The sequence below is a fragment of the Methylophilus sp. QUAN genome, from assembly GCF_015354445.1.
GTDB lineage: Bacteria > Pseudomonadota > Gammaproteobacteria > Burkholderiales > Methylophilaceae > Methylophilus.
In genome coordinates this window covers 875,016-899,283 of sequence record NZ_JADKYT010000001.1, presented here as the reverse complement: position 1 = coordinate 899,283, position 24,268 = coordinate 875,016, and the positions used below count along the sequence as shown (strand labels likewise).

Genomic DNA, 24,268 nt, shown 5'->3' with positions numbered 1-24,268 from the left:
TCGCGTGACGGCGTTCACGTGTACAGAAACCTTTTCTTTGCCTGACAATCTGAGATAAAATCAAGAATTATTCTCATTTGTAATATGCACATGCATCTTGACGCCCTCAAACCCGGCCAGTCTGCCATCATTGACCGCATTCATGCCGAGCAAGCCTTAGCGCAACGCCTGAGCGCCCTGGGCTTCCGGTCTGGCAAACAGCTGGAAGTCATCCGACAGGCTGCATTTAACGGCCCACTGCATGTGCGTATCGGCTCGACGGACGTCATTATCCGCCTGCAGGATGCTAAAGCCATCCATGTGCACCCCCTCTCCAACCAGACAGAATCCACCACTGCATGAAACGTGTTGCCCTGCTCGGAATGCCCAACACGGGCAAATCCACCCTGTTCAATCGCTTAAGTGGCGCGTCCGCGCGTGTCGGCAACTGGCCTGGCATTACGGTAGATTTAATGAGCGCCAAGATTTTGCTGGGCGGCCATATTGCTGAACTGGTTGACTTGCCAGGGCTGTATGACTTGCATGGCTTTTCTGATGACGAGCACGTCGTCAGGCACTTTTTAAGCCATCATGCGATAGATTTGGTGCTAATCATCCTCAACAGCGCACAAATTGACCGTCAATTATCGCTGGCATTGCAAATTCGCGCATTGGGACTTCCCGCCGTGTTGCTGCTCAATATGGAGGATGAAGCCAAGCGTGCAGGCATCACCATTGACGCCCAAGCCATGAGCAAACAGCTGGGCATGCCCGTGCGCACCATCAGCGCCAAATACGGCCAGGGTTGCCCCGAAGCACTGCAGTTGGCGGCACAAACCCTTTTGCAGCAGCCCAACCTGGTGACGCCGGAAACCATCGCAGGCAAGCTGGAGATGGACAATGCCATCGAGCAGGAAATGCACCAGATCATTGACCGTACCGTGCATTTCCCACTACAGCTCAATCACAGCCTGACCGACCGGCTGGACAAGGTGTTGCTGCATCCATGGCTAGGATTGCCCCTTTTCCTGCTCTCAGTGTTCATGCTGTTCCAGTTTATCTTTACCGTAGGTGCGCCGCTGCAAGAAGGCATGGCCTGGCTGTTTGACAGCCTGCGTAGCGAGGCACTAGAGCCAGCGCTGGCAAGTTTGCCCACTTGGTTAAATGGCTTGTTACTGGACGGCCTGTATACCGGCTTTAGCACAGTAGCTGCCTTTGTACCGATTATCGTGCTGTTCTTCCTGGTCATGAGCATGGTGGAAGATAGCGGTTATTTGTCACGTGCGGCTTTTCTTATGGATACGCTGATGGCGAAAATGGGCCTGGATGGCCGTGGCTTTGTCATGATGCTGATGGGCTTTGGCTGTAACGTGCCCGCTTTGATGGGCACACGCGTCATGCGTAGCCGCCCTATGCGCTTGCTGACCATGCTCACGATTCCCTTATCGCTATGTTCCGCGCGGCTACAGGTATTCCTGTTTATCATTGCCATCCTGTTCCCGCCCTCACAAGCCGCACTGGTGCTGTTCTCGCTCTATATGGTGAGCTTCGCGACGATATTCATCACCGCCATCCTGTTCAAAGGCAAGTTTGCCAGCCGCGAGCCGTTTGTGCTTGAACTCCCGCCTTATCGCTTCCCGACGCCGCAGCAAATCTGGATGCGTGGCTGGCAAGAGGTGAAACACTTCCTGGCACGTGCCACCAAATTTATTGTGATTGGTGTGGTCATGGTCTGGCTACTCACACACCTGCCGACGACCGCAGTGCCTGCCAGCCCAGAAACATGGGCAGGTAGCATAGGCCGCTTCTTCTCGCCCGTGCTGGATCCGATCGGGATCGATACCGAATTGGCGATTGCCCTGATTTTTGGTTTTGTCGCCAAAGAAATCGTCGTTGGCTCGCTGGCAGTGATTTACGGCTTACAGGGCGATGCGCTTAGCCATCAAATCGCCAGCAATATCGACTGGGTGCAAGGCATGAGCTTTATGCTGTTCACGCTGATTTATACCCCTTGCCTGTCTACCATTGCCACGCTCAAATCCGAAAGCAAGAGCAGTGGCTTTATGTGGCTATCGCTTGCTTGGTCACTGGGGCTGGCGTGGGTCATCAGCTTCCTGTTTTACCAGAGCGCCCGCGCACTGGGTTACTAAACGCCAACGGCCACCTGTGTGTGGCCGTTTTTTATTGGCCGTTCGATTAGCCCTGCGAGACGACGCGCTTTCTGTTAAAATAACGGTTTGAATTTTCATTGAAAAATCCAACCGTCACATGTCCAGTCAAGCGCATTTTTTTAGCCTGCGCGGCAGCGCCGCCCTCTCGCAATTCCGTCTCGATAAACTGTATAGCGCCCTCAAAGCCAGCGCACCGAATATCGGCCACATTTACACCGAATTTGTGCATTTTGCCTTTAGCGCACATACCCTGAGCACCGCCGAGCAAGAGACGCTGCGCCAGATTCTGACTTACGGCCCGCACACGGATATCGAATCACCGACGGGCGAACTGTTGTTGGTCACACCTCGCATAGGCACTATTTCACCGTGGGCATCACGTGCGACTGATATTGCCCATAACTGCGGCCTGAGCAGCCTGTTGCGCCTAGAGCGCGGCATTGCTTACTACGTGACCACCCAAAACGGCCAGCCACTGACCGATAGCGAAAAACAGGCGTTGCGCACAGCTATCCAGGACCGCATGACGGAAACCGTGATCTACAGCTTGGCCGATGCCGAAAAACTGTATCACCACGCTGATCCAAAACCGTTATCCAGCGTGGACATCCTGGCGGGTGGCAAAGCGGCACTCGAAGCGGCCAACAGTGATATGGGCCTGGCCTTATCGCCTGACGAAGTCGATTACCTGCTGGAAAATTATACAAAAATGGGCCGCAACCCGACCGATGTCGAGCTGATGATGTTTGCCCAGGCCAACTCAGAACATTGCCGCCACAAGATTTTCAATGCCGACTGGGTGATTGATGGCGTGCAACAAGAGTTGTCGCTGTTCAATATGATTCGCAACACACACAAGCTGAATCCAGGCCATACCGTCGTCGCGTACTCAGACAACTCGTCTATCGTGCAAGGCCAGAAAACCAAGCGTTTTTACCCGTCTGCCGATCAGAGTTACCAGTTTGTAGAAGACAATATGCATTACCTCATGAAGGTAGAAACGCATAACCACCCAACCGCGATTTCACCCTTTGCCGGTGCGGCTACGGGTGCAGGTGGCGAGATTCGTGACGAAGGCGCCACCGGTATTGGCTCGAAACCTAAAGCAGGCCTGGCTGGTTTCTCGGTATCTAACCTTAACCTGCCAGACTTTACTCAGCCGTGGGAAACCAACTACGGCAAGCCCGGCCGTATCGCCAGCCCGCTGCAAATCATGATAGACGGCCCACTCGGTGGCGCCGCTTATAACAACGAATTTGGCCGCCCCAACATTGCCGGTTACTTCCGTACCTTTGAATTGGAAACCACGGGCACTGATGGCAAAGCAGAAGTGCGCGGCTACCACAAACCGATTATGCTGGCCGGCGGTGTCGGTAATATTTCCGATAGCCATAGTTTTAAAAACAGCATCCCGCCTGGTTCAGCCCTGATTCAACTGGGCGGCCCGGCTATGCTGATCGGCCTGGGCGGCGGCGCAGCCTCCAGTATGGATACCGGTGCCAACACCGAAAACCTGGACTTTGACTCGGTGCAACGTGGCAACCCTGAGTTGCAACGCCGTGCACAAGAGGTGATCGACCGTTGCTGGCAAATGGGCAATAAAAACCCGATTTTGAGCATTCACGACGTCGGTGCCGGTGGCATCTCCAACGCCTTCCCTGAACTGGTCAATGATGCCAAAGTAGGTGCGGTGTTCCAACTGCGCGATGTGCACAACGAAGAGCCTGGCATGAGCCCCCGCGAATTGTGGAGTAACGAAGCACAAGAGCGCTATGTGCTCGCCGTGACTCAAGACCAGTTGCCACTGTTCGAAGCTATCTGTGCACGTGAGCGCTGCCCGTTCGCGGTCGTCGGCGTGACGACTGAAGAACGTCATTTAACCGTGGAAGACACTCACTTTGCCAACAAGCCAGTCGACATGGAATTGTCTGTGTTGTTGGGTAAACCACCAAAAATGCTGCGCGACGTGAAGTCCACCCCGAAAAACCTGCAAGCGTTTGACACCAGCACCGTAGACCTGAAAGACGCCGTCGCGCGTGTATTGCGCCTGCCAGGTGTGGCTGACAAAACCTTCCTCATCACGATCGGTGACCGCAGCGTCACCGGCCTGATTGCACGCGACCAGATGGTCGGCCCATGGCAAGTGCCGGTCAGCAACGTGGCCGTGACTTGCGCCGGGTTTGAAACCAATATTGGCGAAGCATTTGCCATCGGCGAAAAAGCCCCGCTGGCACTCATTGACGCGCCTGCTTCTGGCCGCATGGCGATTGGTGAAGCCATCACCAACATTGCTGCCGCGGCCATTAGTGAGATCGGCAACCTCAAACTGTCCGCCAACTGGATGGCGCCTGCTGGCCACGCCGGTGAAGATGCCGCGCTGTACGCCACCGTGAAAACCGTGGGCATGGAGTTGTGCCCGGCACTGGGTATCAGCATCCCGGTAGGTAAAGACTCCATGAGCATGAAAACCGTGTGGCAAGACAACGGTGAAAACAAAGCCGTGACTGCGCCAATCTCACTGGTGATTTCCGCGTTTGCCAATACGCCAGATGTGCGTAAAACACTGACGCCACAACTGCGCACCGATTTGGGCGACAGCGAACTGATCCTGATCGACCTCGGCAATGGCCGCAACCGTATGGGCGGCTCGGCCCTGGCGCAAGTCTACAAGCAACTGGGCAATAGCGTGCCGGATGTTGACCAGCCAGCACAATTGAAAGCGTTTTTCGCTGCGATTCAGCAATTGAACAGTGACGGCAAACTGCTAGCTTATCATGACCGCTCTGACGGCGGCCTGTATGTCACATTGGCAGAAATGGCGTTTGCTGGTCATTGCGGCCTCAATATTGACTTGTCCAGCCTGGGTAACGATCACATCAGCACCCTGTTTAACGAAGAACTGGGTGCCGTGGTGCAAGTGCGTGCAGCGGATGCCGCCGCGATTGCAGCGCAATTGCAACAGGCGCTGGGCGCCTGTGTACATCGCATCGGCCAGGTCAACGCTGGTCATGACATTGCGATCAAACAAGACAACACGCAATATCAAGCCTCACGCATTGATTTGCACCGTATGTGGTCTGAAACCACTTACCGCATGCAAAGCCTGCGTGACAACCCTACCTGTGCGCAGCAGGAATATGACCGCATCCTCAACGCCGATGATGCCGGTTTGCATGCAAAATTGACGTTTGACCTCAACGATAATATTGCTGCGCCTTATATCAATACCGGCAAACGTCCCAATATGGCCATCTTGCGTGAGCAAGGCGTCAACGGCCAGACCGAAATGGCCGCCGCCTTTGACCGCGCAGGCTTTAACAGCGTAGACGTCCATATGAGCGACGTCATCAGTGGCCGTGTCTCCCTCAAAGACTTCGCCGGCCTGGTTGCTTGTGGTGGCTTCTCTTACGGTGACGTGCTGGGTGCAGGCGAAGGCTGGGCCAAGTCCATTCTGTTCAACAACCGCGCCCGCGACGAATTCAGCGCCTTCTTTAACCGCGCCGATACGTTTGCTCTGGGCGTGTGTAACGGTTGCCAGATGATGAGCAACCTGCACAGCATTATTCCTGGTGCCGAGCACTGGCCGCATTTCGTACGCAACAAGTCCGAACAATTTGAAGCACGTGTGGCGCTGGTCGAGATTTTATCTTCACCTTCCATCTTCTTTGATGGCATGGCAGGCAGCCGCATGCCTATCGCTGTGGCACATGGTGAAGGTTTTACGGAATTTACTGATGCCAGCGCGGTCACAAGTGTGCTACAACAGCAACTGGCAACTGTGCGCTATGTTGACCATGCTGCACAAGCGACCGAGGTCTACCCGTTTAACCCGAATGGTTCGCCACAAGGGTTAACTGGATTCACCACGCAAGACGGCCGTTTCAGCATCATGATGCCTCATCCTGAACGTGTATTCAGGGCGGTACAACACTCCTGGCGTCCTGACGGATGGCAAGAGGACGGCCCGTGGATGCGCATGTTCAGGAATGCACGCAAGTTTGTGGGTTAAGCGAAACCGGCTCACGTGGTTTCGCCATTAAAATAAAGTGGTTATTTTTAAAAATGAAAATCAGGTGTTTGGAGAGATTATGAAATCAGTTAAGTTTTTAGTGGCCTTGTTCTCACTGTCATTTGCCTTGCAGGCATTTGCGCTGTCAGATGAGGAGTACATGGAGTTTACCGAGGCGCTCACAGGTGGCAATATTAAAGTCGTCAAAAAGTTTGTGGAAGCGGACCCGACTTTGGTCAAACAAAAATTCTTTGCCTGGGAGCCACTGCAAATGGCGGCGTCAAAAGGCAAACTGGATGTAGTGAAATACCTGGTGTCCAAAGGCGCTGACCTGAACTATGTGCACCCTGCCAGCCATAACACGGCGTTCCATATGTCTGCCTTTATCGGCGATACCGCTACCATGAAATACCTGGCTGCTGCGGGTGCGGATGTGAACATCAAACTTAAAGGCGATGTATCCCTGGTGCGTTATTTCAAAGAAGAGAATGACCAGAAAATGGTCGACCTGCTGACTGAACTTGGCACCAAAAATGATGGCTGTCAGGAAGAAAAATGCTTCTAATCGCTGGTAACTCGCAACGATATTGAACAAAAACGGTCATGATATTCATGGCCGTTTTTGTTTTATGACTATCGTTTTGAGGCGGTGTGTAACCATAGTCACGCACGCCTGCGCTGCCATTTAGAATAATGTGAGTCATCACAAAAAATCTTGGGGGAAAGTATGAAGCAGGTATACGCAAGTATGTTATGGGCTTGTGTCGTCGCATGGTCGCTAGCGGCGCAGGCAGAAGACTCTTCGGCGACGCATACCCTGGCAGCCTCTTGCGCTGCCTGCCACGGCCCTAACGGCAACAGCCTGGGCGGCACGCCTACGCTGGCGGCCCTCAACCAGGATTACTTTGTGCAGCGCATGCAGGGCTTTAAGGATGGCTCGGTATCATCGACAGTCATGCATCATCATGCCAAAGGCTTGACCAAGGAAGAAATCACCGCCCTGGCAAGTTATTTCGCACAGCAGCCCAGACAAACAGCGCATGCCTTGCCGCATCAATCATTCCTGGGGGCACAATAATGCAGCCGGATTCTATCTTGACCAGCCATCCCGTCAGCGCAACACGCAGGCAATTTGTGCGCTCAGTGATTTATGGCGGACTCGCCTTTTATGGCCTGCCCGCTTTTGCCCGTGCCAGCAAACCACCTCTAGGCCATGTGGTAATAGTAGGCGCAGGGTTTGCAGGCCTCACCGCCGCCAAATACTTACGCGCCTGGAGCATGGGCAACCTCAAAGTCACCATTATTGAGCCTAACCCGCAATTTATCTCCTGCCCGCAGAGCAACCTGGTGCTGGGTGGTAGCCGGACACTGGATCAGTTAAGTTTTGGCTATGACTTATCACGCAAACAGCATGGGCTAAACTGGGTACAAGACAGCGTCACTGCGGTGGATCTCGCTAATAAGCAAGTGCAACTTACACGCGGCAACCTCAGCTATGACCGCCTGATACTCGCGCCTGGCGTGGACTTTAATTACAGCAAGATTCCAGGCATGCCGGCCACGGTGGCCGATATTCCGCATGCATGGAAAGCGGGCAAGCAAACGCTGCAACTACGGCAGCAACTGGAAAGCATGCCGGATGGCGGCGTGTTTGTAATGACGATCCCAACGGGCGCTTACCGCTGCCCACCCGGCCCCTATGAACGTGCCTGCCAAGTGGCGCATTATTTCAAACAACACAAGCCACGCAGCAAAGTGCTGATTCTGGATGCCAATGCTGACATCACCTCCAAAAAAGGTTTGTTTTTGCAAAGCTTCAATGGTGCCTACCAGGGCATCATTGAATACCATAACAATAGTGAAATCCTGCAACTGGATGCCGCCAGTAAAACCATTAAAACCGACTTTGAAACGGTGAAAGCAGATGTGTTGAATGTGATTCCGCCACAATTGGCAGGCAAGGTCACGCAAGTGGCAGGCTTGAATAATGTCGATGGCCGCTGGTGCGAAGTCGACTTTGTCACTTATGCATCGAGCTTGCAGTCGGATGTACATATCATCGGCGACAGTATTTCGGCAGGCTTACCCAAGTCTGCCCATATGGCGACCTCGCAAGCCAAAGTCTGTGCCGCCGCTATCATAGACCTGCAAACCGGCAACGCGCCTAATCCGCTGCCCGTATTTGCCAACACCTGCTATAGCTTTGTCGACGACCAGCAAGCCATGCATGTGGCTAATGTTTATCGTTATGACCCGGCCAAGAAGTCCATGGTGTCCGCTGAAGGCGGCGGCGTATCTACCAAAGCCACCGTGCAGGAAGGCGAATACGCCCAGGCCTGGGCAAAAAACATCTGGGCAGACACATTGACATGACCACAGTACATGCCCAAACCTCCTCGGCTGGTAAAGTTTCGCGCCTGCTGCTGATCGCGCTCACGGGTTTATCTACAGCAATTGGCTTGCATTACGCCATGGCACAAACCCCTGCCGTGGAGGCTGCCTTATCGTCATTGGAAGTCCCGGCCGGGCTCAAGATCGAGCGCTTTAGTGATGTCAGCACCTTGGGGGCGCCACGCATGCTGGCGCTGGATGCACAGGGACGGCTATTGGTCAGCTTGTCTGATACCGGCCGTATCGTGCGTTTAAACGCACAAGGCGAAGCAGAAGTCATTGCCCAAGGCCTCAACGCGCCACACGGCCTGGTACTGCTGGGCGAAGACTTGCTGGTGGCCGAGCAAACTGGCGTGGTCAAGCTACCCAAACAGGGCGATAGCTGGGGGGCACCACAGCCCTTTATCCGCAATTTGCCCAGTGGTGGCCATAGCCTGAAAACACTCAAACTGTCGCCGGATGGTTATCTGTTTATCAATGTCGGCTCCAGTTGTAATGTCTGTGTTGAAGACAATCCTACGCGCGCCACGCTATTGCGCTACACCCTGGATGGTCGCCCTGCCGGGGCCTTGCTGACCGTTGGCCGCCATGCACAAAGTGCAATTTGGGCGCGGGGCCTGCGTAACAGCCAAAGCGTTGCCTGGCACCCACAAAGCGGCGACATGTTTGCCACCAACAATGGCGCCGATAACCGCAGCGGGCAAAAAAATGGCGTGGTCGATGATGACTTGCCCCCAGAACACCTGAACAAGATTGAAGCAGGCCAGCATTATGGCTGGCCCTATTGCTGGGCGAATCCTGCACAGCCGGGGCAGCTCATGCAAGACCCAAACTTTGTAGGAGAAACTGGCGTTTGCCAACAGGCGCAGGCGCCCGCACTCACACTCCCCTCACACAGCACCCCCATAGGCATGACCTTTTTACATCAAAGCCGATTGCCTGATGACCTCAAACAGGACGCGATTGTGGCTCTGCATGGTTCCTGGAACCGCAAACAACCCAGCGGCTACGCCTTGCTGCGTGTACAATTCAGGAACCAACAGCCGGTGGCAAGCGTCCCATTCATCAGTGGCTGGCTGCAAGGCAAACAAGCCTGGGGACGACCGGTAGATGTCATTATCGGTGCCGATGGCTGGCTCTATGTGTCAGATGACCTGACCGGCTGGATTTACCGTATTCGCAGCCTGTAATCGCACGCTGCAAAGCATTTTTTCAGGAGCAATATATGAAACGCATGTTATTGTCTATCACTGGCACTCTCTGCCTGGGCTGGATTAGCCTGAGTCAGGCAGAGACCTCCCCTGCCCTGGTAATCCAGGTGCCAGAGTCTTTTTACCAGCATCCGGTACGCCTGCTGAACCCTTACCTCAACTATTGGCATAACCGTGCCGAAGCCGCCGAAGCGGTCGGCTTGAGCAGCTTCCAGGCGCAAAAATACACCACGTCCAGTTGCGAGGCTGAGGCCAAAGGCCAGGCACTGGTCGTGATTGAGCCCAATATGTTTTACAACCCGCAAACCGGTGTTTTTTATAGCGAAATCACCGCCAAAGTATACAACCAGCCCGCAGCTGACAGCGCACTGGGCAAACCACTGGTGACAGTTAAAGGCGAAGGTCAATCACGCGGCTGGCTGACTTATAACGTAGAGTACTTTACCCATCAGTCCTACCAGCGTGCATTTGACCAGGTAATCCAGCAATTACAGCAGAATCAGGTATTCCAGCAATCCGTGTCGCAAGCCCCGGTACAAACCTATCAGGCGTTATGCAATAGCATCAACACCTTAAGCCAACCCAAAGCCTTTTTCTAGGAGTGTTTATGTTGTTTGCCCACCATGTTCGCCGTACATTGATTTCCAGCGTACTGGCCGCGTTATTGCTTACCATCAGCAGCCACAGCCAGGCTCATGGTTTAGAGCCTGTGAATGGCCTGTTAACACCTGAGTCTGTAGTACAAGCCGCCGATGGCAAAATCTACGTGTCTGAAATCAATGGCTTTGGCCAGGATGGTGACGGCCAGATTCGTGTCATCGACCACGGCAAAACCTCGGTACTGGTGCAAGGCCTGGATGACCCCAAAGGCCTGGTGATTATTGGTAATGATTTATATATTGCTGACAAGGCACGCGTGTTGCGTGTGGCCCTGAATCAGCCCACCGCCAGTGCAGAGGTATTTCTGGCAGCGACTGACTTTCCCAAAGTGCCGCAATTCCTCAACGACTTAAGTGCTGATGCCAACGGCAATCTTTACATCAGTGACAGCGGTGACATTCTAGGCACGGGCAAAGGCGGCGCCATTTATAAAGTGACGCCGCAACGCACACTGAGCCTGCTACTGGATGGCAATCTTGATGCACGGATCTTAGCCCCCAATGGCTTGCTGGCCGATGCCAAAGGTGAGCACCTGCTCTTGGTCGACTTCACTTCCGGCGTGCTTTACAACTACAACCTGCTGACTAAAAAACTGGATGAAGTGGCCAGTGGCTTGGGTGGCGGCGATGGCATTGTCAAACAGGCAAATGGCACGATGTATGTCAGTGACTGGAAATCAGGCAAAGTCTTCCGTATTGACCAGCAACATAAGGTCACTCTGGTGAAAGAGGGTTATCAATCTGCCGCAGATATTGCGCTGACACAAGATGGCCATCATCTGCTTGTGCCGGACATGAAGGCAGGCAAGCTGGATATTATAGATTTGCGCTAAAAAGTACGAGATGGGCTTGCGCGAGGTGCCAAGCCCACATCACATGCCCTAAATCACAGATAAAAAAAACCACGCTTGCGCGTGGTTAAAGTGAGAGGATACACACGAAACTGCTGATTGCCTCAACACACTGCAGGGAATTCAGCGTGCTTAGGCAACTGCACAGTTACTTGGTTTGCGCAGTTTTTTTGTCAACCTCCTTTTGGGAGTTGACCGCTGGCTGCGCGACAGCGTGTCTGGCTACTTTCAAATGTTTCTGCATTTCAACCTGATCATGTGGCGAGGGATTGGTCCCGGCCATGGCATAGGCTGAAAGAATGAATCCCGACATGACTAACAGGGTCTTGATCATGATCGCTCCTTAATCGCTGCTGCTCATTTAATATTCTGTGTTAATGGCATCGTGGCTCGCATTGCGTTGTCCACCCTTGCACAATACGCTGCTCTCCTTACAGCTAACTTACGTCTGGCTTGCAGCAAACTTACAAACGAAAAACCCGCCAGCATTGAGGTACACTGGACATATTCAGACCAGCGGATATCAACGATGCGTTTATTAATTGTGGAAGATGATTTAGTGATTGCCAACGGACTGGTGCGCGCCCTCAGCCAGTCGCAATACGCGGTTGATCACGTCACCGATGGCAAACAAGCCTTGCGTGCCATTCAGGATGACGTCTACGATATGGTGATTCTTGACCTCGGGTTACCCACCATGGACGGCATGCAGTTACTATCACACCTGCGCCAGCAGGCGAACGCGATTGCGGTGCTGATTCTGACTGCCCGTGAAGATGTAGCCACCCGTGTGCAGGCGCTGGACCTGGGAGCGGATGACTTTTTGACCAAGCCGTTTCACCTGGAAGAACTGGAAGCCAGGGTGCGCGCATTAATCCGCCGCAGCAAACTGGGCAACAACCTACCGTTGCAATGCGGCAATTTAAAACTGGATGTCGCCAACAAACTGGCCAGCATTAATGAACAACCCATCACGCTGTCTGCCCGCGAACTCAACCTGCTGGAAACACTGATGATGCGTACCGGGAAAATTATCGCCAAAGAGCAAATCATGGAGTCGCTGTGTAACTGGGACGAAACCCTGGGTGACAATGCCATTGAGGTGTATATCCACCGCCTGCGCAAGAAAATTGAACCCAGCGGCGCCCATATCCGCACCGTCCGTGGCCTAGGCTATATGCTGGAAGCCGAACACTTAAGCCTTTAATGACACGCTGAAGACATGGGACCACGTTCACTCAAAAACCAGTTGCGCTTGTGGCTATTGTTGCCCATGCTGCTGGTGCTCGGGGTCTCTGCCGCCCTCTCCTACTCACGCGCCTTGCATTATGCGACGCAAGCCTACGACCAGTCTTTGTTGCGTACTGTGCTCGCGCTGGCCGATGAAGTGATTATCGACGCCAACAACGAGGTCAAAATCGAAATCCCCGAAGTAGCCAGCCACTTGCTGAGCTATAACGAAGGTGACCACATTTATATACGCATCAGCGGGCCGCAAGGCAAACTGGTATTTGGCGAAGCCAACCTGCCACTCCCCAGCAAACCACCCGCGGGCAACCAGCAGATTTATTACAACAGCCTCTACAAAGGCGAAGCGATTCGCGCCGTGACGTTTGGCCTGCCAGAAAGCAAAGCCATCAACGCCCGCAACATCCTGATCACCATGGCAGAAACCACCGGCAAACGTGATGCCATGGTGGCTGAAATGGTGGAAGAAATGTTACTACCACAAGTGCTGATGATGCTCTTGGCAGCCATTGTGATTGAGTTAGGCATACACTTTGCACTTAAACCCTTGCAAGACCTCAGGGAGTCGTTGCACCAGCGCTCGCACCGCGACCTCAGCCCGCTGGACACCAGCTCTTCACCATTAGAACTGCATCCGCTGTTACACGCCATGAATGCGCTGCTGTCACGGGTAAAAGCGGGTTTACAGCAACAACAGCAATTTATTGCCGATGCCTCACACCAGCTACGCACGCCGATTGCAGGCCTGCAAACCCAGGCTGAACTGGCGCTCAGAAGCCATCCACCAGAAGCGGTGCAAGAACCATTGAATTACATGCTGCGTAGCACAACACGTCTATCCCACCTGATTCAACGCCTGTTGAGCATGGCCAGAACCGATGCCGCCAGCAGCCAACTGGTGTTCCAGCCAGTCTCGCTGACCAGTATTATTTCTGAGGAGTGCGCGCGCTGGATAGGCCCGGCGTCTGATAAGCAGTTGGAACTGGAAGTGCTGATTGAAACGCATCAGGACAAAGTATTGGGCGACGCTTTAATGCTCTCTGAAATGCTCAATAACCTGCTGGAAAATGCCATTCAATATACGCCCGAACAAGGCCTGATTGTGATCCGCCTATGGCAAAGTGAGCAATCCCTGATGCTACAGGTGTCGGACAGCGGCGTCGGCATTCCTGACGACCAGACAGCGCTGATTTTTGAGCGTTTCCACCGCCTGGACCCCAACCAGGGCAATGGTTGTGGCCTGGGCTTGGCCATCGTCGCCGAAATTGCAGAACACCACAATGCCAGCATCACCGTTTCAGCAGGGCTGCCTCACCCAATCACGCATCACATCGGCAGCCAATTCACGGTAAAATTCCAACGCTATGACATCCTGCCTGAGAACCCTCGCCCTACAAGCACTGACGCTTAGTGATCCGCAAGAGAAATGCCAGCAAGTTGCCTTGCTGTGGGAGGCAACACTCCAACCTGACATACAGGCCACACTAAGCGCACCTGCACAATCCATTCCTGGCCGTCCACACAAACCTACACTTGTGCCACCCAAACAAGTGCAGCGCCGTGCCATGAATACGGCCGAAGGCCGTGCTGCGCTCATTCATGCGTTGGCGCACATTGAGTTCAATGCCATCAACCTGGCGCTGGATGCCGTCTGGCGCTTTGCCGATATGCCGCAAGACTATTACCGTGACTGGCTGCAAGTAGCCAAAGAAGAGGCCTATCACTTCTCACTACTACGCGCACACTTGCAAACGCTGGGGTTTGATTATGGTGACTTTGACGGCCATAACAGCCTGTGGGAGATGGTTGAAAAAACCCAATCTGATGTGTTGGCACGTATGGCGCTGGTGCCGCGCACCATGGAAGCCCGCGGCCTGGACGCCACGCCGCCGCTCAAACAGAAACTGTCGCAGGCTGGTGACCATGCTGCTGCTGCCATCCTGGACATTATCCTGCGTGACGAAATCGGCCATGTGGCCATTGGCAACCGCTGGTTCCAGTATTTATGCGATCAACGTGGGCTAGACATCGTCGCCACGTTTGAGGCGTTACGCCAGCAATACCAGGCACCAAAATTAAGGCCCCCATTCAATATGGAGGCCCGCAAACAGGCTGGCTTTAGCGAGATTGAACTGGCCTACTTAAATGCAGAGACCCACTAAATGTTTTTTTATGAAGGCTTGCGTGGAGGTAGATGGCGGAAAGTAATGCGACCTTTACCCATATCATAAGGTGACATTTCAATGGTGATTTTGTCGCCGGCCAAAATACGTATTTTATGTTTGCGCATTTTGCCGCCAGTGTAAGCAATCAGCTGATGGCCGTTATCCAGCGTCACGCGATAACGCGCATCTGGCAATATTTCCGTCACTGCGCCCTGCATTTCAATCAACTCTTCTTTAGCCATGAGGTATCCTTAAAATAAAAAACAAAAAAGCCCGTACAAACGGGCTTTATCCGGGGGTAAATTCACCCAAACGCACGTGCTTAAGCAATCACTTGAATGGCTGACGCTTGCTTACCCTTAGGGCCTGTTGTTTCTTCATAAGAAACACGCTGATTTTCTGCCAGACTTTTAAAACCAGCAGATTGAATCGCTGAGAAATGCGCAAATAAGTCATCGCCACCTTGATCTGGCGTAATGAAACCAAACCCTTTTGCATCGTTAAACCACTTCACAATACCTGTTGCCATAATAATTCCTTAAAAAATGAAAGGGTTTCCCCTATTAAAGGCGAGGGTCAAGTAGCGGGATTAACGATAGAACCGAAAGATAACACCAGAGAAAACAACAATGCTTGAACTTCGCGTGGGCACACTATGCACTTTAATCGCCACAATAGCAAACGATATCTCACAAAAAGTATAAATAAATCAATTATTTATTTAAAAAACACCAATCCAGAAAACTGCCTGTCATTGCTCGACTAAGCGCAGCGACTAGATAGTCAACAGATTGGCGACGCCATCCAGGCCCACCACATTCAGTGCATACATGGCTTGCTGCTGCACCACCGGTTTGGCGTGATAAGCCACACCGACCGCAGCCACGGCCATCATGGTCAGGTCATTGGCGCCATCACCGATGGCGATGGTTTGAGTGGCATCCAGCCCGAGTGCTTCACGCAGTTTCAACAACTCATCGGCCTTGCGCTGGGCATCGACAATGTCGCCCACCACCTGGCCGGTCAATTTGCCATCGACAATTTCCAACGTATTGGACACGGCATAATCCAGCCCCAGCGTATCTTTGACATAATTGGCAAAGAAGGTAAACCCGCCAGACACCACCATGGTTTTAATGCCATGTTGCTTGCAGGTATTAATCCAGTCTTGCGCGCCAGGGTTAAAGGTTAAGCGCTCTTCAATCACACGCTGCAGGGCAGATTCAGGCAGCCCTTTGAGTAAGGCCACACGTTTGCGCAGACTGGCAGCAAAATCCAGCTCACCGCGCATGGCAGCCTCAGTGATCTCGGCCACTTGCGGTTTAAGGTTCATCATGTCAGCGATTTCATCAATGCATTCAATGGCAATCAGGGTGGAGTCCATATCCATCACGCACAAGCCCATCTTCTGCAAGCGGTGACCATCTTCCATCAGGGCGCAATCTATTTGCTGGCTGGCGCAAAAAGCTTTCACGTCCTGGTACTCACCGTCAGTAACGGGCAGGTAATATGCATGCTGAGCCACTTGCATGAATTGTGTATGCCCACCCACCAGGCCATGAATATGAGACAAATGTGCCATGGTGATGGCAGGACCTTGAACCACTAAACGCATGATAAAAATCGCTAATTGAACAAAAGCGCGATTATACCAGTTGCCTCCCCAATCACTGAGAACAGCTTGTTTTTAAGGAGTATTTCTGTTTTTGGAATGCCACAAGCGATGGTATGCTTGCAAGCAAACTAAAAAACCCCGGGAAATTGAATGAAACAAGACGCACAAACACTACCATGGTTGAACCTGCCCAACCTGCCATTGCCGCTGAAAGCACTATTTATCGGCTATCTGCTGGTGATTGGTGTCGGCCTGTGCATGGCCGGCCTGCAAATCATGCTCACACACGGCATGGCCGATGGCAAATTCGGCTTATCCGTCAATGATATTGTCTATAGCTACTATGGTGACCGCAGCGGCACCAAGCTGGCGAGCAAATTAAACGGTTCCATGTCTGACAAGGCACCGCTGGAAGTACGCCAGGACATCATCAAATGGGCACAACAAGGCGCACCGCAAGACCAGTGGGAATCACATTACAAACAAATTTTTGCCCAACACTGTGTGATGTGCCACAGCAATATTCCAGGGATTCCGAACTTCACCAAATATGAGGAAGTGAAAGCCCGTGCAGAAGTGAATGAAGGCGCCACCATCAGCGGCCTGACCCGTGTCTCACACATCCACTTGTTTGGCATCAGCTTTATTTTCTTTTTTATTGGCCTGATTTTCAGCTTTGCGGTCAATGTACCAAAAACCGCGAAAATCATTGCGATTGCTTTCCCGTTTGCGTTTTTGATTGTGGACGTCATGTCCTGGTGGCTGACCAAACTGTCACCGCACTTTGCCTGGCTCACCATCATCGGTGGCGTTGGTTACAGTCTCGCCTCCAGTTACATGTGGGTGATCAGCATGTACCAGATGCTGATTCTCCCACGCAATGGCAAAGTCTATGGCAACGCCTGGGCGCAAGACCTGTAAAGGCTGCGTTAGCACAGATAAAACCGCACTTGTGTGCGGTTTTTTTGTTTGTAGTCTAGCCTTACCGGGGTATTTGCGCGAAAATAGATGCTTAATCATAAAAATCTCTTATTTTCATGAATCTGCACGAATATCAAGCCAAACAGCTACTGCAAAAGTACGGTTTGGCTACCCCGTCTGGCCTAGTTGTCCAATCTGAAGAAGCTGCCGCTGCTGCCACGAAAGAATTAGGTGGCGAGGCCTGGGTCGTTAAGGCGCAAGTGCACGCGGGTGGCCGCGGCAAAGCTGGCGGCGTCAAAGTGGTAAAGTCTGCGCTGGAAGCGCAAACAGTCGCGGGCAGCCTGCTGGGTAAGCACCTGGTCACTTACCAGAACGCGCCAGATGGTCAACCAGTACACCAAGTGCTGGTGGAACAAACCTTGCCGATTGCACGTGAGTTGTACTTGTCTATGCTGGTAGACCGCACGCTGGAGCGCGTAGTCATGGTCGCCTCCAGTGCTGGCGGTATGGATATCGAAGAAATTGCGGCCACGCAGCCGGAAAAAATTCTGCAGGAAGTCTGTGACCCGCTGAATGGCCTGGTGGACTACCAGGCGCGCAACCTGGCCTTTGGCCTGGGCTTGAGTGGCGACCAGATCAGTGCCTTTACCAAACTGTCCAAGGGCTTGTACAAACTATTTAAAGACAACGATTTGGCGCTGCTGGAAATCAACCCGCTGATCGTCACTGCGGATGGCAAACTGGTTGCGCTGGATTGCAAAATGACGGTGGATGACAACGCCTTATACCGCCAGAAACCATTTGCCGAAATGCGCGACTGGTCTCAAGACGACGCCAAAGAAGCCGAGGCCCATCATAGCGGCCTCAACTATATTGCCCTGAATGGCAATATCGGCTGCATGGTGAACGGCGCAGGCCTGGCCATGGCGACCATGGACTTAATTAAGCTGCACGGCGGCATGCCTGCCAACTTCCTCGATGTAGGCGGTGGCGCCACGGCTGAAACGGTGACCAAGGCATTCAAAATCATTCTGGCAGACCAGAATGTTAAAGCCATTTTAGTGAATATCTTTGGCGGCATCATGCGCTGTGACATTATTGCCACCGGCATTATCACCGCCGTGCGCGAAGTCGGCATGACCATTCCAGTTGTTGTTCGCCTGGAAGGCACCAACGTCGAACTGGGCAAGCAAATGCTGCGCGACAGTGGTTTGAACATTATTTCTGCCGAGGGCCTGACTGATGCCGCCCAGCAAGCAGTCAAAGCAGTGAATAAAGGTGTGTAGTCATGGCGATTTTAGTTGATAAAAATACCAGAGTTTTGTGCCAGGGCTTTACCGGTAAACAAGGCACCTTCCACTCTGAACAGGCGCTGGCTTACGGCACCCAAATGGTAGGCGGCGTAACCCCTGGCAAAGGTGGCCAACAACATCTGGACCTGCCCGTATTTAATACCATGCGCGAAGCGGTGAAAGCCACCCAGGCCAATGCCAGTGTGATTTACGTACCACCGCCATTTGCGGCTGACTCGATTCTGGAAGCGGCAGATGCAGGGATTGAGCTCATCGTCTGCATTACAGAAGGCATCCCGGTACTGGACATGCTGAATGTGAAGGCAGCGCTACGCGCCAACGGCACCAAACTAATTGGCCCTAACTGCCCGGGTGTCATCACCCCCGGTGAGTGCAAAATCGGCATTATGCCAGGCAGCATCCACCAACGCGGCAAAGTCGGCGTGGTGTCACGCTCAGGCACGCTCACCTACGAGGCCGTGCATCAAACCACTGCGCTGGGTTTGGGTCAAACAACTTGCGTTGGCATTGGTGGCGACCCGATCAAAGGCTTGAACTTTATTGAGTGCCTGGAACTCTTTCAGAAAGACCCTGAAACGGAAGCCATTATCATGGTTGGCGAAATCGGCGGTAGCGATGAAGAAGCTGCGGCTGACTTTATCAAGCATCATGTCACCAAACCTGTGGCTGCGTATATCGCAGGCCTGACGGCACCTAAAGGTAAACGCATGGGCCATGCCGGTGCGATTATTTCGGGTGGCTCAGGCAAAGCCGAAGACAAGATTGCTGCGCTGGAAGCGGCTGGCTGTGTAGTTGCTGCCTCCCCTGCTGGCCTGGGTGAAGCGGTACTCGAAGCCATCAAGCGCGCGACAAAATAAATAAAGGAAACGGCATGAAGCATCGTCCTCAGACAACCCATCGGCTTGGCGCCCTCTGCATGAGCGCCTGCCTGTTGCTGGGGCTATCCCTACCTGCACAGGCTGCAAAAAAAGCGCCGCCCGTTGATGAAACCAGCATAGAGCCAAGTGCCAATATTTCTTACCTGTTGATCGCCTCTTCCAAAGGCGACCTAGCCACGGTGAAAGCGTTACTCAAAAGTGGCGCCAACCCCAATGTGACCGACAGCGAAAAAATCACGCCCATCATGTATGCCGCGCGCAAAAACCAGGCAGCGGTGATTACTGAGTTACTGGCCAACGGCGCAGACATCAATGCCAAAGACCAGGGTGGCTGGACCGCGCTGATGTTCGCGGCCAAAAAGAACAATATTGACGCGGTGAAAGCCTTGCTGGAAAAAGGGGCTGACGTTAAAGTGCGCGACCCAGCAGGCTGGAGCGCGCTCGGCCTGGCAGCCACGTCCGGCTATAGCGCAGTCGTGGGCCTCATTATTGAACGTGGCTTTGACGCCAATGTGCGTTCTTCAGATGGTAAAACCGTGCTCATGTATGCCGCAAAAAGTGGGGATGTGCCCACTATCACCTCCATTTTGAGTCATGGCGCAGATGCCAACCTCAAAGACAAACTCGGCACCACGGCATTAATGATTACGGCCAGGGAAGGTCATACACCGGCGGCCATTTACCTGCTGGAGCACGGCGCCAAAGTGGATGAAGAGGATGAACACGAATGGACAGCCCTGACATGGGCGGTCACCAAGAACCAGACCGAAGTTGCCAAAGCACTACTGGAACGCAAGGCAGATGCTAACCACAAGGACAGCGAAGGCACACCATTGCTGCATTTAGCGGTGAGCAACAACTCACCTGACATGGCGCGCTTATTATTAGAACATGAAGCCAATGTCAAAACCCGCGACCAATATGGTCTCACCGCTTATGTCTACGCGCTGAAAGGCCAGAATCCTGCCATGGTCGAGCTAATTAAAGCAGCTGGCGGCAAGTACTGACCATAACAAGTACTCAACAAATAGGGCATCATGAAACTCGCAATTGCTCAAATGAACTGCATGGTTGGTGCCATGCAGCAAAATGCAGAACGCATCCTGGCGCTCGCTAATCAGGCCCATGAAGCAGGTGCAAGACTATTGCTGACACCAGAACTGGCACTCTGCGGTTACCCGCCCGAAGACCTGCTGTTCAGACAAGACTTTTATGCCGCCAACCAGCGCGCCCTGCAATGGTTAGAGCAACAGTTACCCACCGATATGGCGGTGATTATCGGTCATCCGCATATGGTCGCAGGCAAGCGTTATAACGCGGCCTCGGTGATTCACTCAGGCAGAATCCAGGCCACTTACCACAAACACAACCTGCCTAACTATAGCGTCTTTGATGAAGAACGTTATTTTGAGGCAGGAGACTTGCCGGTTGTCTTTGAATGGCATGGTGTCCGCTACGGCATCTTAATCTGCGCCGATAGCTGGGAACCCGGTCCGGCCTTGCAAGCCCTGCAAGCGGACGCGCAAGTCCTGCTAACCATCAATGCCTCTCCCTACCATATGCACAAGCAGCAAACCCGTTACCAGGTCTTGCGTGAGCGTATTCGGGAGACGGGCCTGGCCATGGTTTATGCCAATATGGTGGGTGGCCAGGATGAACTGGTATTCGATGGCGCCTCGTTCAGTATGAATAGCCAGGGTGCACTGGTGCAAGAGCTGCCGATGCTTGAAGAGCGCCTGGGCTATCTCAACATAGACGGCATACAGCCGCAGCCAACCGACATTGCCCCGCCACTGGCGGTTGAAGCTGCCGTGTATAAAGCCTTGTTGCTGGGCCTGCAAGACTACGTCAATAAAAACAAATTTCCCAGCGTGGTGCTGGGCTTATCCGGTGGCATAGACTCGGCATTGACGCTGGCCATTGCGGTCGATGCGCTGGGCAAAGAGCGGGTGAAAGCGGTGATGATGCCGTCGGAGTTTACAGCGGGCATCAGTGTAGAAGACGCAGCTGAAATGGCACGCCTGGTCGACGTTGAGTACAGCGTGTTACCGATCAAGCCACTGTTTGAAGGCTTTTGCGACACGCTTGCTGAAGAATTCACAGGCACATCGTTTGATACCACCGAAGAAAACCTGCAAGCGCGTATTCGCGGCATGTTATTGATGGCCATCAGCAATAAATTCGGCAGCCTGGTACTGACCACGGGTAATAAATCTGAGACCGCTGTCGGGTACAGCACGCTATATGGCGACATGGCTGGCGGCTTTGCACTGATTAAAGATGTACCTAAAACGCTGGTCTACCGGCTGGCTGCCTATCGCAACCAGTTGGGCATAGTCATTCCGGAGCGGATTATTACACGGGCGCCAAGTGCAGAACTGCGTGCCAACCAGACTGACCAGGATAGCCTGCCACCTTATGAGGTGCTCGATGCGATCATGGAGGCTTATGTGGAAAAAGACTACAGCCTGGATGCCATCGTTAAGTTAGGCTATGCGCAGGCTGACGTACAGCGCGTCACACGCCTGATAGACCGTAACGAATACAAGCGCAGGCAGGCCGCCGTGGGTGTGCGCATTACCGAGCGCGGATTTGGCAAAGACCGCCGCTACCCGATTACCTGCAACCTGACTTTTTAACCCAGCTAACCAGTGCCTCGCAGTGATATTTGAATAAACAGCACTGGTTGCGTAGAATGCTAGACAAAGTTTTAACCACGGAGCGCGTATGAAAAAAGTAGAAGCCGTCATTAAACCCTTTAAACTGGATGAAGTGCGTGAAGCCCTGTCCGCCATTGGCGTCAATGGCCTGACCGTGACAGAGGTCAAAGGGTTTGGTCGTCAAAAAGGCCACACCGAGTTATATCGCGGTGCAGAATATGTGGTGGACTTCCTGCCCAAAATCAAAATTGAAGTGATCCTGGCCACAGACATGGTAGACAGTGCCATTGAAGCCATTATTAAAGCCGCACATACCGGCAAGATTGGCGATGGCAAGATTTTTGTCACCTCGGTCGAGCAAGTCATCCGCATCCGTACCGGCGAAACTGGCGAAGCAGCTATTTAATTCAAACCGTATCATCCCGGGTGGCGCATTAAACTGCGTGCCCGGTTTCTCTTAAATGGGTTTGGCATGTCTTTCACCCTGATTAAAACCATCTTGTTACTATCGGCAGCCAACCTGTTTATGTTGTTTGCCTGGTACGGCCATCTGCGTGACTTGCACCAGAAACCGCTCTGGATTGCCATTATTGCCAGCTGGGGCATCGCCCTGATTGAATATTGCTTTCAGGTGCCTGCCAACCGCATCGGCTTTACCCAGCTCAACCTGGCGCAACTCAAAATCCTGCAAGAAGTCATCACTCTGGTCATCTTTGTGCCGTTTGCGGTGATGTATATGCAGCAGCCGCTGAAATGGGACTATCTGTGGGCAGGTCTGTGCATGATGGGTGCTGTTTATTTTATATTCAGGACTTGACCAGTAGGAATGCCTCGCATGACCCTAACGGGCTATTTCGCCATAAACATCATTTTGTCATAATCGTACCCAGCATCAATTGAATAATATCTATCGGGGAACATTATGCTTAAAAAACTTTTAATTGCCGCTTCACTGCTTGCCAGCACTTCAGCTTTTGCAACTGTCACTAACTTTGGCACCATCACCGACCCTGGTACTGCCTCAAGTTTTGCCAACGGAACGTTTGCTTACCTTGACATTACAAGTGCTCAGAACTTTGATTTGTCCGCATTCTTTACTACATCCAAAAACCTGACAAATGTAGCACTGTTTGATGGCGTAACAAACAATGCGATCACAACGACTGGTTCCAAAGATGCCGGCTATAGCTTCAACCTGACCAATATCTTGGCAGGTACCTACCAATTGCGTTTCAATGTAGCATCAGGCGGCACCATTACTGGTAACTACACACTGTCAACTATCACTACCCCAGTGCCGGAGCCAGAAACTTACGGCATGATGTTCGCCGGTTTGGCCTTGATGGGTACGATTGCTGTACGTCGCCAGAAGAAAAACTAATCACTCGCAGTTAAAGCGCCCATAAAAAAGCCTGCTGATGCAGGCTTTTTTATTTTGGTCGGCTGGCAATCAAGCAAGCGACGCAGCAAATACTTCTCTGACCAAGTCTAAATCATCTTGCGTATCAACCCCGCTCGCAGGTGCATGATCCGTGACCGTCACGGCAATCTGGTAACCGTGATACAACACGCGTAATTGTTCCAGGCTTTCAATTTTCTCCAGTGTAGTCACTGGCAGGCTGGCATATTGTTTTAAGAAGCCCACACGATAAGCATAGATTCCAATATGACGGTGGGCAGCGAGGCTTTGCCTGTTCTCGGCGTCACGTGGAAAGGGGATCGCAGCACGGCTGAAATACAAGGCTTGCTGCTTGGCATTGAGAACCACTTTGACGACATTTGGATTGTCGATGACCTCAGCTTCATGAATCGGATGACAGGCAGTCGACATCACGGCTTGTGGGTCTGATGACAAAGTCGCGGCTACCTCGTTAATGAGTACCGGATCAATCAGTGGCTCATCGCCCTGTACATTCACCACAATCATCTCATCCGGCCAGCCCATTTTCGCCACCACTTCAGCAATACGGTCAGTGCCAGAGACATGGTCAACCCGCGTCATCACAGCCGCCACACCATGTGCACCAGCAGCTTGCAGAATATCGTCATGGTCTGTCGCAATCACCACCTCATTCGCCAGGCTTTTGGCTGCCTGTTCGGCCACGCGGACGACCATAGGCTTGCCGGCAATATCGACCAGTGGTTTGCCCGGCAACCGTGTGCTGGCAAAACGGGCGGGAACAACAACCTTAAACAT

General features: G+C 52.8%; 25 protein-coding genes. 20 read left to right on the top strand and 5 right to left on the bottom strand.

The genetic code is table 11. The features are described 5' to 3' along the window. Positions 1–84 precede the first annotated feature (84 nt). The 9 genes from INP79_RS04350 (at position 85) to INP79_RS04310 (ending at position 11,253) form a co-directional block, all read left to right on the top strand. Complete coding sequence (locus INP79_RS04350) at positions 85–342, top strand: FeoA family protein (RefSeq protein ID WP_194753081.1); 258 nt, start codon at positions 85–87, stop codon at positions 340–342. After that, positions 339–2,129, top strand: a complete 1,791-nt coding sequence (feoB, locus tag INP79_RS04345) for a ferrous iron transport protein B (RefSeq protein ID WP_194753080.1) — start codon at positions 339–341, stop codon at positions 2,127–2,129. The genes INP79_RS04350 and feoB overlap by 4 nt, the downstream gene beginning before the upstream one ends. A gap of 118 nt (positions 2,130–2,247) precedes the next feature. After that, positions 2,248–6,159 carry a phosphoribosylformylglycinamidine synthase gene (purL, locus tag INP79_RS04340; RefSeq protein WP_194753079.1) on the top strand — a complete coding sequence of 1,304 codons (3,912 nt, stop codon included), beginning with the start codon at positions 2,248–2,250 and terminating at the stop codon, positions 6,157–6,159. 79 nt (positions 6,160–6,238) lie between these two features. Continuing rightward, positions 6,239–6,724, top strand: coding sequence for an ankyrin repeat domain-containing protein (locus INP79_RS04335; RefSeq protein ID WP_194753078.1), 486 nt, complete (start codon positions 6,239–6,241; stop codon positions 6,722–6,724). 162 nt (positions 6,725–6,886) lie between these two features. Continuing rightward, positions 6,887–7,237, top strand: coding sequence for a c-type cytochrome (locus INP79_RS04330; protein WP_194753077.1), 351 nt, complete (start codon positions 6,887–6,889; stop codon positions 7,235–7,237). Continuing rightward, the gene (locus tag INP79_RS04325) at positions 7,237–8,532 is read left to right on the top strand and encodes an NAD(P)/FAD-dependent oxidoreductase (RefSeq protein ID WP_194753076.1); all 1,296 of its coding nucleotides are present in this window, start codon (positions 7,237–7,239) and stop codon (positions 8,530–8,532) included. The genes INP79_RS04330 and INP79_RS04325 overlap by 1 nt, the downstream gene beginning before the upstream one ends. Continuing rightward, positions 8,529–9,740, top strand: a complete 1,212-nt coding sequence (locus tag INP79_RS04320) for a sorbosone dehydrogenase family protein (RefSeq protein WP_194753075.1) — start codon at positions 8,529–8,531, stop codon at positions 9,738–9,740. Before INP79_RS04325 ends, INP79_RS04320 begins: the two co-directional genes overlap by 4 nt. A gap of 35 nt (positions 9,741–9,775) precedes the next feature. After that, positions 9,776–10,360, top strand: coding sequence for a hypothetical protein (locus INP79_RS04315; protein ID WP_194753074.1), 585 nt, complete (start codon positions 9,776–9,778; stop codon positions 10,358–10,360). An 8-nt stretch (positions 10,361–10,368) separates the two neighbouring features. After that, the gene (locus INP79_RS04310; RefSeq protein ID WP_194753073.1) at positions 10,369–11,253 is read left to right on the top strand and encodes an SMP-30/gluconolactonase/LRE family protein; all 885 of its coding nucleotides are present in this window, start codon (positions 10,369–10,371) and stop codon (positions 11,251–11,253) included. Between the two features lie 166 nt (positions 11,254–11,419). Here INP79_RS04310 and INP79_RS04305 read toward each other — a convergent pair whose 3' ends face one another. Then, positions 11,420–11,605: a hypothetical protein gene (locus INP79_RS04305; protein WP_024929664.1), complete on the bottom strand. Its 186-nt coding sequence runs from the start codon at positions 11,603–11,605 to the stop codon at positions 11,420–11,422. Between the two features lie 195 nt (positions 11,606–11,800). On the opposite strand from INP79_RS04305, the gene INP79_RS04300 reads away from it, so the two are divergent. From INP79_RS04300 to INP79_RS04290, 3 genes are read left to right on the top strand one after another with little or no spacing between them, the layout of a single operon-like run. Further along, positions 11,801–12,478: a response regulator transcription factor gene (locus INP79_RS04300; RefSeq protein WP_194753072.1), complete on the top strand. Its 678-nt coding sequence runs from the start codon at positions 11,801–11,803 to the stop codon at positions 12,476–12,478. Positions 12,479–12,493: 15 nt separating this feature from the next. Then, a complete protein-coding gene (locus tag INP79_RS04295; RefSeq protein WP_194753071.1) occupies positions 12,494–13,930 on the top strand; it encodes a sensor histidine kinase in 1,437 nt (478 codons plus the stop codon). Continuing rightward, a complete protein-coding gene (locus INP79_RS04290; protein WP_194753070.1) occupies positions 13,884–14,681 on the top strand; it encodes a ferritin-like domain-containing protein in 798 nt (265 codons plus the stop codon). Before INP79_RS04295 ends, INP79_RS04290 begins: the two co-directional genes overlap by 47 nt. Positions 14,682–14,689: 8 nt before the next feature. On the opposite strand, the gene infA is transcribed toward INP79_RS04290, so the two are convergent. From infA to serB, 3 genes are all read right to left on the bottom strand, one after another. Then, positions 14,690–14,926, bottom strand: a complete 237-nt coding sequence (infA, locus tag INP79_RS04285; protein ID WP_019881670.1) for a translation initiation factor IF-1 — start codon at positions 14,924–14,926, stop codon at positions 14,690–14,692. Positions 14,927–15,006: 80 nt separating this feature from the next. Continuing rightward, positions 15,007–15,213, bottom strand: a complete 207-nt coding sequence (locus tag INP79_RS04280; protein ID WP_019881669.1) for a cold-shock protein — start codon at positions 15,211–15,213, stop codon at positions 15,007–15,009. Positions 15,214–15,459: 246 nt separating this feature from the next. Next, positions 15,460–16,299 carry a phosphoserine phosphatase SerB gene (gene serB / locus INP79_RS04275; RefSeq protein ID WP_194753069.1) on the bottom strand — a complete coding sequence of 280 codons (840 nt, stop codon included), beginning with the start codon at positions 16,297–16,299 and terminating at the stop codon, positions 15,460–15,462. A gap of 150 nt (positions 16,300–16,449) precedes the next feature. On the opposite strand from serB, the gene INP79_RS04270 reads away from it, so the two are divergent. The 8 genes from INP79_RS04270 to INP79_RS04235 all read left to right on the top strand — a co-directional run bounded on the left by INP79_RS04270 (position 16,450) and on the right by INP79_RS04235 (position 23,452). Then, a complete protein-coding gene (locus tag INP79_RS04270; protein WP_194753068.1) occupies positions 16,450–17,220 on the top strand; it encodes an elongation factor-1 alpha in 771 nt (256 codons plus the stop codon). Between the two features lie 116 nt (positions 17,221–17,336). Further along, positions 17,337–18,506, top strand: a complete 1,170-nt coding sequence (gene sucC / locus INP79_RS04265) for an ADP-forming succinate--CoA ligase subunit beta (RefSeq protein ID WP_194753067.1) — start codon at positions 17,337–17,339, stop codon at positions 18,504–18,506. A 2-nt stretch (positions 18,507–18,508) separates the two neighbouring features. Then, entirely contained in the window at positions 18,509–19,390 is an 882-nt protein-coding gene (sucD, locus tag INP79_RS04260) for a succinate--CoA ligase subunit alpha (RefSeq protein WP_194753066.1), read from the top strand. Positions 19,391–19,449: 59 nt separating this feature from the next. Beyond that, a complete protein-coding gene (locus INP79_RS04255) occupies positions 19,450–20,418 on the top strand; it encodes an ankyrin repeat domain-containing protein (protein ID WP_194753851.1) in 969 nt (322 codons plus the stop codon). Between the two features lie 30 nt (positions 20,419–20,448). Next, positions 20,449–22,050, top strand: a complete 1,602-nt coding sequence (locus tag INP79_RS04250; protein WP_194753065.1) for an NAD+ synthase — start codon at positions 20,449–20,451, stop codon at positions 22,048–22,050. 88 nt (positions 22,051–22,138) lie between these two features. Then, positions 22,139–22,477, top strand: coding sequence for a P-II family nitrogen regulator (locus tag INP79_RS04245; RefSeq protein WP_029148398.1), 339 nt, complete (start codon positions 22,139–22,141; stop codon positions 22,475–22,477). A 66-nt stretch (positions 22,478–22,543) separates the two neighbouring features. Then, positions 22,544–22,888: a DMT family protein gene (locus tag INP79_RS04240; protein ID WP_194740720.1), complete on the top strand. Its 345-nt coding sequence runs from the start codon at positions 22,544–22,546 to the stop codon at positions 22,886–22,888. A 105-nt stretch (positions 22,889–22,993) separates the two neighbouring features. Beyond that, positions 22,994–23,452 carry an FxDxF family PEP-CTERM protein gene (locus INP79_RS04235; RefSeq protein WP_194753064.1) on the top strand — a complete coding sequence of 153 codons (459 nt, stop codon included), beginning with the start codon at positions 22,994–22,996 and terminating at the stop codon, positions 23,450–23,452. A gap of 69 nt (positions 23,453–23,521) precedes the next feature. Here INP79_RS04235 and kdsB read toward each other — a convergent pair whose 3' ends face one another. Continuing rightward, complete coding sequence (gene kdsB / locus INP79_RS04230) at positions 23,522–24,268, bottom strand: 3-deoxy-manno-octulosonate cytidylyltransferase (protein WP_194753063.1); 747 nt, start codon at positions 24,266–24,268, stop codon at positions 23,522–23,524.